The sequence below is a fragment of the Ramlibacter pallidus genome, from assembly GCF_015070875.1.
In the GTDB taxonomy this organism is placed as follows: Bacteria; Pseudomonadota; Gammaproteobacteria; order Burkholderiales; family Burkholderiaceae_C; genus Ramlibacter; species Ramlibacter pallidus.
Window position 1 is genome coordinate 445229 of the sequence record NZ_JADDIV010000005.1, and the last position, 17695, is coordinate 462923.

The window sequence follows — 17695 nt, forward strand, 5'->3', positions numbered from 1 at the left end:
CCTCGGCGGTCGCGATCGTAAGCGGCGGCGCGCTGCCCGCCGCGGACGAAATCTGGTGCTCCCCTGAAATTTCGGACCGGCGCCGACCCCTGTTGCAACCGCGCAACTCGGACGCCCCTCGAGTCCCGCCCTTCATCCCCGATGGGCGACCGCTTAGGGCGTTCCCTTAGGCCTCCCTTACGCCTATTCGTTACTGGCAGAAATACATCGTTACATTCACCCGGACCGTTGGAACCCGTGCGTGGAGCCGGCGGAGGAGGCGGCGCGGTCGCGCCGTCCATGGCCCTGAAACCGAGAGTAGCCCGATGCGCAAAGCCTTGTTGACCTCTTGCCTGCTGGTTGCCGGAGTGATCCTGGCACAGGCAGGCTTCGCCCAGACCCCGTCCGTGACGTCCACCCTCGTCGCCAAGCGCGTCGAGACGGTCTCCGGGAAGGTGGTGCTGAACCCCGCCGATTCCGGCAAGCCGGGAGACCTCGTCGAGTACAGCGGCACCTACCGCAACGAGGGCCGCAACGGCGTCGAGAAGCTGGTCGCCACCATCCCGGTGCCCGCCGGCACGACCTTCGTGGCCGGCAGCGCCCAGCCGGCGGCCGCCCAGGCCTCCACCGACGGCACCCGCTTCGCCGCGCTGCCGCTGATGCGCACCGTGCGCCTGCCCGACGGCACCAGCCGCCAGGAACCGGTGCCCCTGTCCGAATACCGATTCGTCCGCTGGGAGCTGGGAACGCTCGCCGCCGGCACCGACGCCGTGGTGAAGCTGCGCGTCCGCATCGACGCGGTGGCCGCCACGACCGCCGCCGCCAAGCCCTGAATACACACGCGCAAGAAAGAAGAGGGACTTCCATGAACATCGCCTTCCCGAGCCCGCGGCAGTTGCCGTCGTGGCTGACCCTGGCCCGCTTCGTCGCGGGCCTGTTCGTCGCGCTGGTGCTGGCCCTGGCCGGCACGCGCGCCGACGCCGCGCCGCCGCCGGCCGGCACCTCCATCAGCAACCAGGCCTCGGCGACCTACTCCGACGGTTCCGGCGTGGCGCGCACCGTCACGTCGAACCTGGTGCAGACCACGGTCACCCAGGTGTACAGCCTGACGCTGACCGCCAACGGCGCGCAGAACGCGACGCCGGGCAGCGTGGTGTACTACCCGCACACCCTGACGAACACCGGCAACGGCACCGACACGTTCAACCTGAGCGCGGTCAACGCCACCGGCTTCGTGATGGGCAGCATCCAGATCTTCGCGGACAACGGCAGCGGCCAGCCCACGGGCGCCGCGATCACGTCCAGCGGCCCGGTCGCCTCCAACGGCACGTTCCGCTTCATCGTGCAGGGCACGGTGCCGACGACCGCCACCCCGCCGGCGACCAACCAGTTGACCGTGACGGCCACCAGCACCGGCGACGTCACCCGCACCGCCAGCAACACCGACACGACCACGCTGACCAGCAACGCCGTCGTCACGCTGACGAAGGCGATCAGCGCTTCCTCCGGTGCGCCGAACTCGGGTCCGTACACCTACACCCTGACGTACACCAACACCGGCAACAGCAACGCGACCGCCGTGGCCATCACCGACGCCATCCCGGCCGGCATGAGCTACGTGGCCGGCTCCGCGCGCTGGAGCGTCACCGGCGGCACGACCGCGCTGAGCGACACCGGCGGCTCCTCCGGCGCCGGCGCGAACACGCTGACCTCCACGGTCACGGGCGGCCCGACCGGCCCCTACACCTTCCAGGCGACCATCGCCACGGTCACGCCCGGCCAGTCCGGCTTCCTGACCTTCCAGGTGAACGTGAACGCGGGCGTCGCGCCCGGCGTGCTGACCAACACCGGCACCGTCTCGTACAACAACGGCGCGGCCACCGTGTCCGGCAGCTCCAACTCGGTCCCGTTCACGGTCACGCAGACCGCCAACGTGACGCTGACGGGCCAGACCATCGCCACGGCCGCGGCCGCCGGCTCCACGGTGACGTTCACCAACGTGCTGACCAACACCGGCAACGGCACGGACACCTTCAACGTGACCTTCGCGGCCACGAACAGCTTCCCGGCGGGCACGACCTTCCAGCTGTTCCGTCCGGACGGCACCACGCCGATGGTCGACACCAACGGTGACGGCACCGAGGACACGGGTCCCCTGGCCGCCGGCGCGGTCTACAACGTGATCGTGCGCGCCACGCTGCCGCCGAACGCGTCCAAGGCCACGCCGTCTTCCATCGTGAAGACCGCCCGCTCGGTGCTGGACTCCACCAAGTTCGCCGACGCCACCGACACGCTGAACGCCATCACCGGCGCCAGCATGGACCTGACGAACAACACCTCCACCGGCCCCGGCGTCGGTGCCGGCCCCGAAGCCACCCGCCAGGTGACCAACACCACCAACCCGGGCACGACCACCGTGTTCACGCTGGTGGCCAGCAACAAGGGCCCGACGCCCGACACCTACAACCTGGCGGCCAGCACGTCCAGCGACTTCAGCACGGGCCTGCCCACGGGCTGGACGGTGACGTTCCGCGCCGACGGCGGCGGCGGCTCCTGCGCCACCACCGGCGCCACGATCACCAACACCGGCACGGTGGCGGCGACGACGGGCACGGCGACGGTCTGCGCGGTGGTCACCATCCCCGCCGGCTATGACGCGGGCACCACCAGCCTGTACTTCCGCGCCCTGTCGCCGACCTCCGGCGCCGGCGACCGCCTGCACGACGGCGTGACCGTCAACGCGGTGCGCTCCGTCAGCCTGACGCCCAACGGCACGGGCCAGACCTACCCGGGCGGCTCCTTCGTCTACACCCACACGCTGACCAACAACGGCAACGTGGCCGAAGGCACCACCAACAGCACGCTGACCCCGGCGCTGGTGAACGACGGCTCCGGCTGGACCGCGACGCTGTACATCGACAGCAACAGCAACGGCGTGCTCGACGCGGCCGACGTGCTGGTGAGCGGTTCGCTGAACGCGGTGCTGCCCACCGGCCTGGCCAAGGGCCAGGCGGTGACGCTGTTCAACCGCGTCATCGCCCCCAGCGGCGCCGTGCCCGGCACGGTCAACACGACGACCATCACGGTGACCACGGTCAACGGCACCTACACCACCACGGCTCCCGCGCCGACCGTCGCCACCGACAGCACCACTGTCATCGCCGGCAACCTGACGCTGGTGAAGACCCAGGCGCTGGATGCCGCCTGTGACGGCACCGCCGACGGCGTGTACAGCCAGGCCGGCCTCAACGCCCGTCCCGGCGAGTGCGTGCTGTACCGCATCACCGTGACCAACGTCGGCGCCGCCAACGCGACCAACGTGGTGGTGTCCGATGCGACCCCGAGCTACACGACCATCAGCACGACCGCGTCGACCACCGCACCGAACTTCGCCAGCGGCCCCGCCGTCGGCGCCTCGGGCACGGTGACCGGCTACATCGGCGACACGGCCACGGCCAGCTCGGGCGGCACCCTCGCCCCGGGCGCCTCCGCGGTCATCACCTTCGGGGTGCGGATCACGCCGTAAGCCTCGCACGACGTCGCGGGGGAGGGCGCGAGCCCTTCCCCCGCTTCCGGGAGCCCGCGCGCTGCGGGTTGCCGGAAGCGGACCGACGGCCCGTCACGGCCACCGCAATGCCTTCCTCATGACCACCTGCCGCCTGCTGCACAAGTTGCTCGCCTGCTGCTTCCTGCTGCTCTGGTGGGTGGCGGGGCAGGCGGCGCCGGCCGCGGGCGTCGTGATCAGCAACACGGCCACGGCCACCTTCGTCGACACGCCGACGGGCATCTCGGCCCGCCTGAACTCCAACACGGTCCACACCCGCGTCTCGGCGCTCGAGGCGCTGACGCTGACGGCGTCGCAAGGCTTGCTGATCGCCACCGGCGCGCCCTTCAACGCCACCCACACCCTGACGAACACCGGCAACGTGGACTCCACGTTCCGGCTGGCCGCCACCGTGTCGGGCGGCAGCGGCTTCGCCGCGATCAACCTGCAGGTGGTGCGGGACGCCAACGGCAACGGGCGCATCGATCCGGGCGAGCCCGTCATCGGCCCGGCCGGCATCGACCTTCCCATGGGTGCTTCCGCGACCCTGGTGCTCACGGGGCAGGCGCCCGCCACCGCGACCGCGGGCCAGAGCGGGCAGGTCGTGCTGACCGCCACCAGCGTGGCGCAGGGCGCGACCGCCAGCAACACCGACACGCTGACGCTCACCAGCGGCGCGGCCGTCCAGGTCACGCTGGCCGCATCCACGTCCGCGCCGGTGCCTGGCGGCATGGTGGACTGGACCCCGGTGGCGGTGAACAACGGCAGCGCGGCGGCCGCGCCCCTGCTGGTGTCGGTCGACGGCGCGGCCACGAGCGTGTTCGTGCTGCGCGTGCCGGTGCCGGTCAACACGCGCTTCGTCTCCGCCTCGCCGGCGGCCAACGTCTCGGCCGCCACCCGCTACCACCTCGCCGGCGCGCCCGCGGGCAGCTACGTGAGCACGGTGCCGGCGGGTGCCGTCGTCGATGCGGTGGCCTGGACCCTGGCCGACCTGCCGTCGGGCGGTTCGCTGCAGGGCCAGTTCCGCGTGCAGGTGAACGACAACGCGACCGGCGTGATCTCGGCCACGGCGCAGGCCGACTGGTCGGATGCCGGCACGGTGCGCCTGACCTCCAGCAATCCCGTGGTCCTGCCCCTGCCGGGCCGCGCCGCGCAGATCCGCTTCTACACCAGCAACGCCTATGCGCTGACGGCCGCCCAGAACACGCCGGGCCGGCCGCTGTTCGTGCAGGCCGATGCCGCCATCTGCAACGCGTCCAACGGCGTCGTCGACACCGTGCCGGTCACCGTCACCAGCCAGCTCACCGGCGACGTGGAGACCTTCACCGGCGTCGAGACCGGGCCCAACACCGGCATCTTCCGCATCCAGCCCGAGGTGCCGACGGCCAACGGCGCGATCCGCACCGTGGTCTCCGGCGACGGCATCCTGGAAGTGCTGCGCAACGACGTCGTCACCGCCACCATCGCCACCTGCGCGGGCGGTTCCGCGACCGCCACCACGACCCTGCTGATCGACCCGAGCGGCGTGGTCTACGACACCCGCAGCAACACCCCGCTGGCCGGCGCGACGGTGGAACTGATCGACGTGACCGGCGCGGGCAACGGCGGCCGCCCCGGGCAGGCGGCCGTGGTGCTGGCCATCGACGGCGTCACGCCGGCGCCGTCCACCGTCGTCACCGGCGCGGACGGCGTGTACGCCTTCCCGCTGGTGCAACCCAGCACCTACCGCCTGCGGGTCACGCCGCCGGCCGGCTTCGTCTTCCCTTCGGCCCTGCCGGTCGCGCTGCAGCCGGCCAACCGCATCATCGACACGCCCGGCTCCTACGGCGGCAACTTCACCGTGGCGCTGGCCGCCGTGCGCTTCGACGTGCCCCTCGACACCGGCGGCATCAACGGCCTGACGGTGCAGAAGGTCGCCAACCGCAGCACCGCGGAGGTCGGCGACTTCGTGGACTACACGGTGACCGTGCGCAACGTCATGGCGGTGCCGCTGCACCAGGTGATGGTGCGCGACGCGCTGCCCGCGGGCTTCGTGTACGTCGGCGGCACGGCGCGGCTCGCCGGCCAGGCGACGCCCGATCCGGACGGCGCGCCGGGCCCGCAGCTCGCCTTCAACGCCGGCCGCATCGAAGCCGGTTCGCAGGTGGTGCTGACCTATCGCCTGCGCGTCGGCCCCGGCAGCCAGAACGGCACCGGCATCAACACCGCGCAGGCGGCGGGGCAGGGCGTCACGTCCAACCGCGCAACGGCCCGGGTGCTGGTGCTCGGCGGCGTGTTTTCCAGCGACGGCTACGTGATCGGCAAGGTGTACGCCGACTGCAGCCGCAACGGCCTGCAGGACGCGGGCGAGCCCGGCATCCCGGGCGTGCGCATCTACCTCGAGGACGGCACGTACGCGATCACCGACGAGGAAGGCAAGTACAGCCTGTACGGCCTGAGCCCGCGCACCCACGTGGCGAAGGTCGACGCCACGACCCTGCCCGCCGGCGCGACGCTGCGCGTGCTGGACAACCGCAACGCGCGCGACGCGGGCAGCCGCTTCGTGGACCTGAAGAACGGCGAACTGCACAAGGCGGACTTCGCGATCGAGCAGTGCGACGCGGGTGTGCGCGAGCAGGTCGCCGCCCGGCGCAAGGCGCTGCAGAACCCGTCGGAGATCAGCCAGGCCGCGGGCGTCCTGCTGTCGCCCTCGGCAGCCGCCGGCGCCACCGACACGCGCACGCTGCCCGCCACCGGCGGCCTCGGCCTGCCGGGCGCGGCCCGCGCCGGCGGCGGCACCGCCGCCACGCTGCCCGACGCCATGCCCGGCATGCCTTCGCTCGGGGCGGTGGGCGACACGGGCGGTTCGACCGCGGCCCGCCTGCAGGGCCTGCCGCAGCCGATCTACCGCCCCGCGGCCAGCCTGCTGCAGGATTCCGCCGACGCGCCGGCCGGCGCCCCCGCGCAGGACCCGGACGCCGCGCGCCCGCTGGAGGACCTGCTGCCGCAGATGACCCCGGAGACCGGCTTCGTCGCCCTGCGCGACGGCCAGGTGCTGCCGACGGCCCAGACCCGTGTGCGCGTGAAGGGGCCGCTCGGCGCCACCTTCGACCTGCAGGTCAACGGCCAGCCCGTCCCCGCCTCCCAGGTGGGCAAGCGCAGCAGCCTGGAGCAGGTGCGCGTGACGGCCTGGGAATACATCGGCGTCGACCTGCGTCCCGGCCGCAACGTGCTGGAGGTGAAGGTGGCCGACGGCTTCGGCAACGTGCGGGGCCGCGCGCAGGTCACCGTCGTCGCACCCGGACCGCTCGCCGCCGTGCGCATCGACGTGCCGGAGCGCCCCGTCGCCGACGCGACCACGCCGGTGCCGGTGACGGTCTCGCTGCGGGATGCCGAGGGCGTGCCGGTCACCGCGCGCGCGCAGCTGACGCTGTCGACCAGCGCCGGGCTGTGGCAGGTCACGGACGCCGACCCGCGCCAGGCCGGCATCCAGGTCCTGCTCGAAGGCGGCGCCGGCCGCTTCCTGCTGCTGCCCCCGGCCCAGCCGGGCAAGGCCGAACTGGTGGTGCTGGCCGGCACGGCCAAGGGCACGGCGACGGTGGACTTCGTTCCGAACCTGCGGCCGCTGATCGCCGCCGGCATCGTCGAGGGCACGATCAACCTGCGCAACCTGAACCCGGCCGCGGTGCAGCCGGTGCAGAGCGGCGACGTCTTCGAGCGCGAGATCCGCGCCGTCTCGCGCAGCTTCAAGGACGGCAAGGGCGAGGCCGGCGCGCGCGCCGCGCTGTTCCTCAAGGGCAAGGTGCTCGGTTCCAGCCTGCTGACGGTCGCCTACGACTCCGACAAGGCTTCCGATACCCGCCTGTTCCGCGACATCCAGCCGAACCTGTTCTATCCGGTCTACGGCGATTCTTCCGCGCGCGGCTTCGACGGCCAGTCGTCCGGCAAGCTCTACGTGCTGCTGCAGAACGGCAGCAACTACGCGCTGGTCGGCGACTTCCACACACAGGGCGAAAGCCCGGCACGGCAGCTGACGCAGTACGCGCGCGCGCTCAACGGCGCCAAGGGCCGCTGGAGCGACGGCAAGGTGCAGGTCGAGGGCTTCGCCAGCCGCACCTCCGCGACCCAGCTGGTGCAGGAGTTCCGCGCCAACGGCACGTCGGGTCCGTTCAACCTGGACGCCGACGGCGTGGTCAACAGCGAACAGGTGCACGTGATCGTGCGCGACCGCGACCAGCCCGCCGTGGTGCGCAAGGACACGCCGCTCGCGGCCTTCACCGACTACACGATCGAACCGTACAGCGGCGTGCTGCTGCTCAAGGCGCCCGTGCCCAGCGTGGACGCCGACCTGAACCCGGTCTTCATCCGCGTGAGCTACGACATCGACTCCGGCGGCCCCAAGCACACCGTGGCCGGCGTCGAGGCTTCGGTGGAAGTCGTGCCCGGCACGCGCGTGGGCGCGGTGGTCGTGCGCGACGGCGACCCGGCCAACGCCATGACGCTGCAGGGCGTGACGCTCGCCAGCCGCATCGGGCCGAACACCGCCATCGCCGCCGAAGTGGCCCGCACCCGCACCGACCTGCAGGGCGAAGGCCATGGCGTGCGGGTCGACGCCCGCCACCACGGCCCCACCGTGCAGGCGCACGTCTGGGGCGTGCGCACCGACGCCGGCTTCCAGAACCCCGGCAGCCCCCAGGCCGGCGGCCAGTCGGAGTACGGCGCCAAGGTGGGCTACACCATCGACGCGAAGAACCGCATCGTGGGCGAGGCGCTGCGCACCTCCAACGCCACGACGGGCGCGGAGCAGACCGGCGCCGAGCTGAAGCTGGAGCACGCGCTGCCCGGCAACGCCAAGCTGGAAGTCGGCGTGCGCCACAGCAGCGCCAACGTGCAGGCGGCCCTGTCCAGCCCCGCCGCCCCGGGCACGGCCGGCCCGTTGGTGGCCACCGCCGCGGACCCGGCCGCCCCGACCGACCAGGAGGGCTACACGAGCGCTCGCGTCAAGCTGACGGTGCCGGTGCCTGGCGTGCCGGAAGCCGACATGTACGCGCTGGTGGAGCATGCGATCGACGGCAGCGGCGGCCGTGAAGTGGGCATCGGCGCGAACTACGCGGTGAGTGCGGGCACCAAGCTGTACCTGCGCCACAGCTTCATCAACAGCCTGAACGGCCCGTACACGCTCAGCACCGAGGTGTCCCGCTACACCACCGTCGCCGGCGTCACCACCGTGCTCCCCGGCGACACCCAGCTGTTCAACGAATACCGCATGGGCGACGCGATCGACGGCCGCACCGCGGAAGCCGCGATCGGCCTGCGCCGCACTTTCCGCCTGCCGGTGGGCCTGAACGTCACCGCCAGCGTGCAGCGGATCAAGCCGATCGCCGGCCCGCGCGCCGAGGACTCGAGCGCGGTGGCCCTGGGCGCCGAGTACACGGCCGCCGCCGACTGGAAGGCCTCGGGCCAGGTGCAGTGGCAGACTTCCACCGCCTCCAGCAGCTGGCTGCTGAGCGGCGCCGTGGTGAACAAGCTCGATCGCGACGTCACGCTGCTGAACCGCTTCCTGTACAGCGACCAGTCCAGCAACGGCGCCGCCGGCGGTTCGCGCAAGGTGACGACCGCGCAGTCCGGCGTCGCCTTCCGCCCCGGCGACAGCGACGACGTGAATGCGCTCGCCCGCATCGAGTACAAGCGCGAGCAGGACACGACCGTGGTGCAGGGCACCGACCAGAGCGCCTGGATCCTCTCCACGCACCTGAGCATGCAGCCGCAGCGGCACTGGCTGGTGAACGCGCGCTATGCTGCGCGCCTTGCACGCGACCGCTCCAACGGCCTGGAAAGCCGCTCCTTCACGCAACTGCTCGGTGGCCGGGTCACCTGGGACGTCACCGAACGCTGGGACGTCGGCCTGCAGGCGTATGCGATGTGGGGCGACGGCGTGCGCCAGGCCGCCGTCGGCCTGGAAGTGGGCTACCTCGCCTGGGAGAACCTCTGGGTCTCCGTCGGCTACAACTTCACGGGTTTCTCGGCCAAGGACCTGGCGGGCGATGCCACCACCATGAAGGGCGCCTACCTGCGCCTGCGCTACAAGTTCGACGAAGCGCTGTTCGAGGGCAAGGCCGACGGCCAGCGCAACGAGGCCGCCGCGGCCGCGGGCAAGCCGTGAACACCGTCCTCGCCATGGCCCGTCGCCTTCTGCTGGCCCTCGGCGTCGCCGCGGCCGCCGGCTGGCTCGCGCCGGCCGCGGCGCAGACCGCGTCCACCTGCGGCGCCGCCGCCGTGCAGGGCACCGCGCCCAACGATTTCCGCGACTACTGCTGGCTCAACTTCGCCGGCTACAACAACGCCACGGCCAGCACGGCCGGCGGGCAGAACTTCGTCTTCAACCTCCCGGACGGCACCGCGGTCAGCATGAACGTGCGCACCACGGGCGCGGGCGGCCTCACCTCGGTCGCGGTGCCGTCCTGGACAGGCTCGGCTTTCGGCAACGCCGCGTTCAACAACATCCCCGGCCGTCCCATCCTGTACACGGCCACCAATGCGACCACGCCGGTCGTCACCCTGAGCAACATCCAGGTGACGCCGCCGGCCGGCGCGTCGTTCTCCACCTATTCCATCGTGGTGGGCGACGGCGAATCCAGCAACGGCGGCGAACGCCTGACGTTCACCACCGACGGCGGTCCCTGGCAGCAGATCGCCCAGATCCGCAACGGCACCAGCAACACCTATCCCGCGCTGACCTACAGCAACGCCAACCGCACCGTGATGGAGACCGGCGCCGACGGCACCGTCGGCAGCTACGTCTTCCGCTCGGACAACAACCCGCGCACGATCACGGCCACGCTGCAGGGCGGCGGCCTCCAGGGAATCATCGTCGGCATGCGCTACGCCTCGGTGTCGGTCGTCTCGCAGATCGTGAACAAGCGCTACAACCCGGCCGACCAGTTCACCTACCGCCTCTCGACCGCCAACGGCACCTCGCTCGTCTCCGGCAGCACGAGCGGCACGGCCCTGAACGGCTTCACGCCGGCGATCATGCCCACGGTGGCGGCGAGCTACCAGTTCGTGGTGTCCCAGAGCATGGCCGCGGGCAGCATCGGCACGCTGGCCAACTACACGACCTCGCTCACCTGCGTGAACGCGAACCCGTCCGCCACGCCGATGCCGACCAACGCCGCGGGCAGTTCGCACACCTTCAACAACCTGCTGTACGGCGATTCGGTGCTCTGCACCTTCACCAACACGCCGATCTTCAACACGGTGACCGGCACCGTGTACCGAGACGCCAACCACAACGGGTCGCAGGACGGCACGGAGAGCGGGCCGGCCGTCGCGGGCTTCTTCGTCAAGATCGCCACGTCCTCGGGCGGCACCTGCGCCGCCTCGGCCAGCCAGGCGGTGGCGGTCACCCCCGCCACCGGCGCCTACACCCTGCCGGAACTGCAGCAGGGCACCTACTGCCTCATCCTCGACAACAACAACACGCTGACCGACGTCACGCCCAACCTGCCGGCAGGCTGGATCGGAACGCAGAACGCGAGCGGGGTGCTGCAGCTGACCGTGCCCGCCGGTTCGCCACCGCCGCCGCCGCAGATGTTCGGCGTGTACAACGGCTCGCGGCTCACCGGCACCGTGTTCGCGGACACCGGCCTCGGTTCGGGGGTTCCCAACAACGGCGTGAAGGACGGCACCGAAGCCGGCTATGCCGGCCTGGCCGTGACGGCGCGTTCGGGCGCGACGGTGATCGAGAGCGCCGTGACGACCGGCGACGGCGGCTTCACGCTCTGGATCCCGGCGACCGTCACCGGCACCGTCACCGTCGTTCCCACGCCGCCGTCCGGCGCGCTCCCCACGTCCGGCAGCGCCGGCACCACGGGCGGCAGCTACGTGCGCCCGAACCTGAGCTACGTCCCGGCGGCCGGCCAGTCCTATGCGGGAGTCGGCTTCGGACTGGCCCCGCCCGCCACGTTCGCGCCGGACGGCGCGCAGACCGCGCAGCCGGGCACCGTCGTCTTCTACGCGCACACGTTCCAGGCCGGCAGCGGCGGGCAGGTGGCGTTCGCTCTGTCGGGCGCGTCCAACCCCGCCAGCCCGACGTGGAACATGGTGCTCTATCGCGACACCAACTGCAGCGGCAACCTCGACGCCGCGGAGCCGCTGCTGGGCACGGCGCTCACCGTGACCGCCGGCCAGCCGGTCTGCGTGGTGGTCAAGCAGTTCGTGCCGGCCGGCATCACCTACGGTGCGCAGAACACGGTGACGGTGACGGCGACCTTCACCTACACCAATGCGAACCCGGCCCTGTCGGCCACGCTGGTCGTGACCGACGTGACCACCGCCGGCGAAGCGTCGGCGCTTTCGCTGCGCAAGACCGTCAGCAACATCACGCGCGGCGGACCGGCGGCCACGTCGGTGAACGCCACGCCGGGCGAGGTGCTGCAGTACACGCTGACCGCGCAGAACAACGGCGGCAGCGCGGTGTCCACGCTGGTGATCAACGATTCCACGCCGGCCTTCACCACGCACGTGTCGGCGGCTTGCCCATCCCCGCTGCCCTCGGGCATCGGCGCGTGCGCGATCAGCACGCAGCCCGCGGTGGGCGGCACCGGTGCCTTGCGCTGGACCTTCACGGGCACGCTGCCTTCCGGCGGCGTGCTGGTGGTCACCTACCAGGTCCGGCTGTCGCAGTAGCACCGCGCGGCGCGGGCAGCGAACCCGCGCCCGGTTGACGCCGGTCAAGCCCCGGGGCAGGAGCCGCACCTACAGTGCAGCGTCCCCACCACCGGAGCGCCTCCCGTGTCCCCGATCGAGCTTTATCGCGACGAGCACCATGCCTGCCTCATGTTCACCGACCTCATGGAGGAAGACGGCCAGGCGGTGCAGGCCAACCAGTTCCTCGTCGTCGACCATGGCGTCGGCGCCGTGATCGACCCGGGCGGCAACCTGGCGTACAACGAGCTGTACCTGGCGCTCTCGCGCTGGTTTGCGCCGCGCGAGCTGAGCTACGTGCTCGCGTCGCATGCCGACCCCGACATCATCGCCTCGCTGGACCGCTGGATGAGCTCCACGAACGCCAAGCTGGTGATCTCGCGCATCTGGGAACGCTTCGTCCCGCACTTCACCAAGGCCGGCAAGACCGAGGACCGCGTGATCGGCGTGCCCGACACCGGCGGCCGGCTGGCCCTGGGCCGCAGCGAGCTGTGGCTGGTGCCCGCCCATTTCCTGCATTCGGAAGGCAACTTCCACTTCTACGACCCGGTCAGCCGCATCCTGTTCACGGGCGACCTGGGCGTCTCGATGATGAACGGCGAGCAGGCACGCACGCCGGTGAAGGACCTGAAACCCCACATCCCGAAGATGGAAGGCTTCCATCGCCGCTACATGGTGTCGAACAAGATCCTGCGCCTGTGGGTGCAGATGGCGCGCCGGCTCGACGTGCGCATGCTCGTGCCGCAGCACGGGGCGCCCATCACCGGCAGCAAGGCGATCGCGGATTTCTACGACTGGGTGGAGTCGCTCAGCTGCGGCATCGACCTGTTCGATGACCGCAACTACCAGCTGCCCACGGCCACCATCGACGCGCGGCCGGCGCGGGGCAACCCGCTGCTGCGCGTGGCCTGATCAGGCCGCCAGCCGGGCCCGGTGCCGCGCGAGCTGCGCGCGCACCTGGGCCGGGGCCGTGCCGCCGAGCGTGTTGCGGGCATTGAGCGACCCGCGCAGCGACAGGGCGTCGTACACGTCCTTTTCGATCTGCGGGTGGAACTGCTGCAGCACCGCCAGCGGCAGCTCCGACAGGTCGCAGTTGTGCGAAGTGGCGGCCTTGACCGCATGCGCCACGGTTTCGTGCGCGTCGCGGAAGGGCAGGCCCTTCTTCACCAGGTAGTCGGCCAGGTCGGTGGCGGTGGCATAGCCCTTCAGCGCCGCCTGCTCCATCGCCTGCGGCTGCACCGTGATGCCGCCGGCCATGTCCGCGAAGATGCGCAGCGTGTCCTTGAGCGTGTCGACCGTGTCGAACAGCGGCTCCTTGTCTTCCTGGTTGTCCTTGTTGTAGGCGAGCGGCTGGCCCTTCATCAGCGTGATCAGGCCCATGAGGTGGCCGACCACGCGGCCGGTCTTGCCGCGCGCGAGCTCCGGCACGTCGGGGTTCTTCTTCTGCGGCATGATCGACGAGCCGGTGGTGAAGCGGTCGGCGATGCGGATGAAGCCGAAGTTCTGCGACATCCAGAGGATCAGCTCCTCGGAGAACCGGCTCACGTGCACCATCACCAGGCTGGCCGCGGCCGTGAACTCGATGGCGAAGTCGCGGTCGCTCACGGCGTCCAGCGAGTTCTGGCAGACGCCTTCCATGCCCAGTTCCTGCGCCACCCATTCGCGATCGAGCGGATAGGTCGTGCCCGCCAGCGCCGCGGCGCCCAGCGGCAGCCGGTTCACGCGCTTGCGCACGTCGAGCATGCGCTCGTGGTCGCGCGCGAACATCTCCACGTACGCCAGCATGTGGTGGCCGAAGCTCACGGGCTGCGCCACCTGCAGGTGGGTGAAGCCGGGCATCACGACCTCGGCGTTCTTCTCCGCGAGGTCCAGCAGGGCCTTCTGCAGGTCCTCCAGCAGGCCGGCGATCAGGTCGATCTCGCCACGCAGCCAGAGGCGGACGTCGGTGGCGACCTGGTCGTTGCGGCTGCGGCCGGTGTGCAGGCGCTTGCCCGCATCCCCCACCAGCTGCGTCAGGCGGGCCTCGATGTTGAGGTGCACGTCCTCCAGGTCCAGCTTCCATTCGAAGGCGCCGGACTCGATTTCGGACCGGACCTGGGCCATCCCGCGCCGGATTTCGGCCCCGTCTGTTGCGGAAATGACACCCTGTCGCTCCAGCATGGCGGCGTGCGCCAGGGAGCCCGTGATGTCGGCCAGCCACAGGCGCTTGTCGAAGAAGACACTGGCGGTGTAGCGTTTCACGAGGTCGCTCACGGGTTCGCTGAAGAGGGCGGACCACGCCTCGGACTTGTGATCGAGTTGGCTCATAGGGGGTGCTGGCGGGCAGGAAACGGATGGGCTCGGGCGTCGATTCACCAATAATGAAGGCCTCAGGAGGGCCGCAGCGGCCGCGCCACGGCGCGCCCAGGAACGATGAACGACTCGCAACTATTATCCGCGTTCCAGGATCTGTCCCGGGAGCCGCCGCAGCCGGCGCGCCCGCGGCCGGACCTCATCTTCGACGCCTGCCAGATCGGCGTGGTGTTGCGCGCGGTGCTGTTCGTCGAGGGCGTGATGGCGGTCGGCGCGCTGTTCGGGCCCGGCGGTTTCGCGGAATGGGTGACCCGGCTGGCGGTGCTGTCCGGTGCGGCTTTTCCCGGCGTGCTCGGGTGGCTCGTGATCACCTGCAGCTGCAAGCGGCTGCTGGCGCGCCTGCCGCCCTGGGCGCAGCAGGCCACCGGGGTCGCGCTCGGCGCGGTGTCCGGCCTGTACGGCTGCGCGCTGATCGCCCTGGCGGTCCCCGGCGGGCCGGTCCCCTGGGTCGCGTCGGCGGCCACCGGGGCCATGCTCTCGGGCGTCCTGGTCGGCGCGCTGGTGCTGCGCGCCAAGGGACGCATGCCGGCCGAGACCGCGGCGCGCCTGGCGGAACTGCAGGCGCGCATCCGCCCCCATTTCCTCTTCAACAGCCTGAACAGCGCCATCGCGCTGGTGCGCGAGGATCCCGGCCAGGCCGAGACGCTGCTCGAGGACCTGAGCGAACTGTTCCGGCATGCGCTCGTGAGCAAGAGCGACGCGGTGACGCTGGCCGAGGAAGTGCAGGTCGCCCGCCACTACCTCGCCATCGAGCAGGTGCGCTTCGGCGAACGCCTGCGCGTGGAATGGGCCATCGACCCGCGCGCCGGCAGCGCCCGGGTGCCCGCGCTGTTCCTGCAGCCGCTGGTGGAGAATGCGGTGAAGCACGGGGTCGAGCCGAGCCCGACGGGGGCCGACGTGAAGGTCACCACGCAGCGGAGGGGCAGCGTGGTCGTGATCAAGGTGACGAACACCGTGCCGGCGGGGCAGGGACGCCCCGGACACGGCGTGGCACTGGGGAACGTGCGCGACCGCCTGCGGCTGCTGCACGACGTGCAGGCGCAATTCCAGACCGCCCTGATCGACGGGCGGTACCAGGTGCGCCTGGAGGTCCCGGCATGAACGAGACGGACGGAGGACAACGATGGGCCTGAAGATGCTGTTGGTCGACGACGAACCGCTGGCGCGCGCGCGCCTGCGGACGCTCCTGGCCGAGTGCCAGTCCCCCGCGGCGGAAGTCGCGGGCGAGGCCGCGAACGCGGCCCAGGCGATGGAGCACCTGCGGCGGCAGTCGTTCGACGCCGTGCTGCTCGACATCCACATGCCGGGCGCCGACGGGCTGGCGCTGGCGCAGGTCCTGCGCTCGCTGCCGGAATCGCCGCCGGTGGTGTTCGTCACCGCGTATGCCGAGCACGCGGTGACCGCCTTCGAACTCGAAGCCGTGGACTACCTGACCAAGCCGGTGCGCCTGGAGCGGCTGCAGACCGCCCTGGACCGGGTGGAGCGGGCCCGCCAGGGCCGCTCGGGCGCCGAGCTGGAACAGGAGGTGCTGGTGATCCAGGACCGCGGCCGCACCGAGCGCGTGCCGGTGACCGAGGTGCTCTATTTCAAGGCGGAACTGAAGTACATCACGGTGCGCACCGCCGCCAGGAGCTATATTCTCGATGGCTCGCTCAGCGACCTCGAGGAGCGCCATGGCGCCGCGTTCCTGCGCGTCCACCGCAATGCGCTGGTGTCGCGCCGCGCCGTGAGGGCCCTCGAGAAGCATTTCGACGCCGAGGAAGGCGAAGGCTGGGCGGTGCGGCTGAACGGGGTCGACGAATCCCTCGCCGTCTCGCGCCGGCAGCTGAGCGCAGTGCGGGAGGCACTGGCCAGCTGATTCGATCAATCCGAGGAACAGGGGACTCGATGGAGTTGCAGGCACCGTGAGTTCCGTTCCCCAGGACCCGCAGGGCGTCCCGGCCGTCACGCCCGAAACCGCCGTCGATCCCTCCGAGATCGACGATCTCCCCCGCACGCGCATCGACCCGCGCCAGCCGCCCCACGTGCTGCTGCACATGCCGCCGCAGGAGGCGCGCAACGTGGCCATGGTGGTGCTCGTGGTCCTGGTGGTGCTGGCGATGCTGCGCTGGGCCAGCGGCTTCTTCATCCCCCTCATGCTCGGGCTGGTCTTCGCCTATGCGCTCTGGCCGCTGGTGGACGGGCTCGAGCGGCTGAGGATCCCGCGCGCGATCAGCGCCGGCGTGCTGATCCTCGGGATCCTGGGCGGCATGGGCGGCGCCATCTACTCCCTGTCCGACGACGCCAACCAGCTGGTGCAGTCGCTGCCCGACGCGGCGCGCAAGCTGCGCGACTCCGTGCAGCGCAGCGCACGCCAGCAGGACACCACCCTGGACACGATGCAGAAGGCGGCGGCCGAACTGCAGAAGGCCGCCGAGGCGGCCGGCGGCAACACCGCCGCCCCCGCCCGCGGTGTCTCGCGCGTGGTGGTGGAGGAGCCGCGCTTCGACCTGCGCAACTACCTGTGGAGCGGCACGCTGGGGCTGGCGAGCATCCTGGGCCAGATCGTGATGGTCACCTTCCTCACCTACTTCATGCTGGTGTCCGGCAGCACCTTCCGCCGCAAGCTGGTCAAGATCGCCGGGCCGGGGCTGGCGGAGAAGAAGCTCACCGTGCAGGCGCTCGACGAGATCAACGCGCAGATGCAGCGCTACCTGATGGTGCAGCTGATCGCCAGCGTGGGCGTGGGCCTGGCCACCGGCATCTGCTTCGCCGTCATCGGCGTCAAGCACGCCGCGGTGTGGGGCGTGGCCGCCGGCATCCTGAACCTGGTGCCCTACGTGGGGTCCATCGTGGTGACCGCGGGCGCCGGGCTGGTCGCCTTCCTGCAGTTCAACGGCGACGTCAACATGGCGCTGATCGTCGCCGGCAGTTCGCTCCTGATCAACACGGTGGAAGGCTACCTGCTGGTGCCCTGGGCCACGAGCAAGGCGAGCAGCATGAACCCGGTGGCGGTGTTCATCGGCGTGCTCGCCTGGGGGTGGATGTGGGGCGTGTGGGGCCTGCTCCTCGGCATCCCCATCCTGATGGCGGTCAAGGCGGTGTGCGACCGGGTCGACCACCTGAAGCCGGTGGGCGAACTGCTCGGGACCTGAG

At 71.1% G+C, this 17695-nt stretch carries 9 protein-coding genes; 8 read left to right on the forward strand and 1 reads right to left on the reverse strand.

All coding sequences use genetic code 11. The annotated features are described in order from the left end of the window. The first annotated feature begins 386 nt into the window (after positions 1-386). From IM787_RS19225 to IM787_RS19245, 5 genes are all read left to right on the forward strand, one after another. The gene (locus IM787_RS19225) at positions 387-812 is read left to right on the forward strand and encodes a DUF11 domain-containing protein (RefSeq protein WP_193678311.1); all 426 of its coding nucleotides are present in this window, start codon (positions 387-389) and stop codon (positions 810-812) included. A gap of 32 nt (positions 813-844) precedes the next feature. Beyond that, positions 845-3505 (forward strand): beta strand repeat-containing protein, encoded by a 2661-nt coding sequence (locus IM787_RS19230; protein ID WP_193678312.1) that lies wholly within the window; start codon positions 845-847, stop codon positions 3503-3505. Between the two features lie 118 nt (positions 3506-3623). Beyond that, a complete protein-coding gene (locus IM787_RS19235) occupies positions 3624-9665 on the forward strand; it encodes an SdrD B-like domain-containing protein (RefSeq protein WP_193678313.1) in 6042 nt (2013 codons plus the stop codon). A 14-nt stretch (positions 9666-9679) separates the two neighbouring features. Beyond that, positions 9680-12190, forward strand: coding sequence for a CshA/CshB family fibrillar adhesin-related protein (locus IM787_RS19240; RefSeq protein ID WP_193678314.1), 2511 nt, complete (start codon positions 9680-9682; stop codon positions 12188-12190). Between the two features lie 150 nt (positions 12191-12340). Further along, positions 12341-13120 carry an oxygen-binding di-iron domain-containing protein gene (locus IM787_RS19245; protein ID WP_193678408.1) on the forward strand — a complete coding sequence of 260 codons (780 nt, stop codon included), beginning with the start codon at positions 12341-12343 and terminating at the stop codon, positions 13118-13120. On the opposite strand, the gene argH is transcribed toward IM787_RS19245, so the two are convergent. Then, positions 13121-14515 (reverse strand): argininosuccinate lyase, encoded by a 1395-nt coding sequence (gene argH, locus IM787_RS19250; protein ID WP_193678315.1) that lies wholly within the window; start codon positions 14513-14515, stop codon positions 13121-13123. A 105-nt stretch (positions 14516-14620) separates the two neighbouring features. Between argH and IM787_RS19255 the strand changes: the two genes are divergently transcribed. Genes IM787_RS19255 through IM787_RS19265 form a run of 3 tightly spaced genes read left to right on the forward strand, consistent with a single transcriptional unit; the run spans position 14621 to position 17694 of the window. Further along, on the forward strand, positions 14621-15661 hold the full coding sequence (locus IM787_RS19255) for a sensor histidine kinase (protein WP_193678316.1): 1041 nt from the start codon (positions 14621-14623) through the stop codon (positions 15659-15661). A 22-nt stretch (positions 15662-15683) separates the two neighbouring features. After that, the gene (locus IM787_RS19260; protein ID WP_193678317.1) at positions 15684-16418 is read left to right on the forward strand and encodes a LytR/AlgR family response regulator transcription factor; all 735 of its coding nucleotides are present in this window, start codon (positions 15684-15686) and stop codon (positions 16416-16418) included. 46 nt (positions 16419-16464) lie between these two features. Continuing rightward, entirely contained in the window at positions 16465-17694 is a 1230-nt protein-coding gene (locus tag IM787_RS19265) for an AI-2E family transporter (RefSeq protein ID WP_354004451.1), read from the forward strand. The last annotated feature ends 1 nt before the right edge of the window (position 17695 follow it).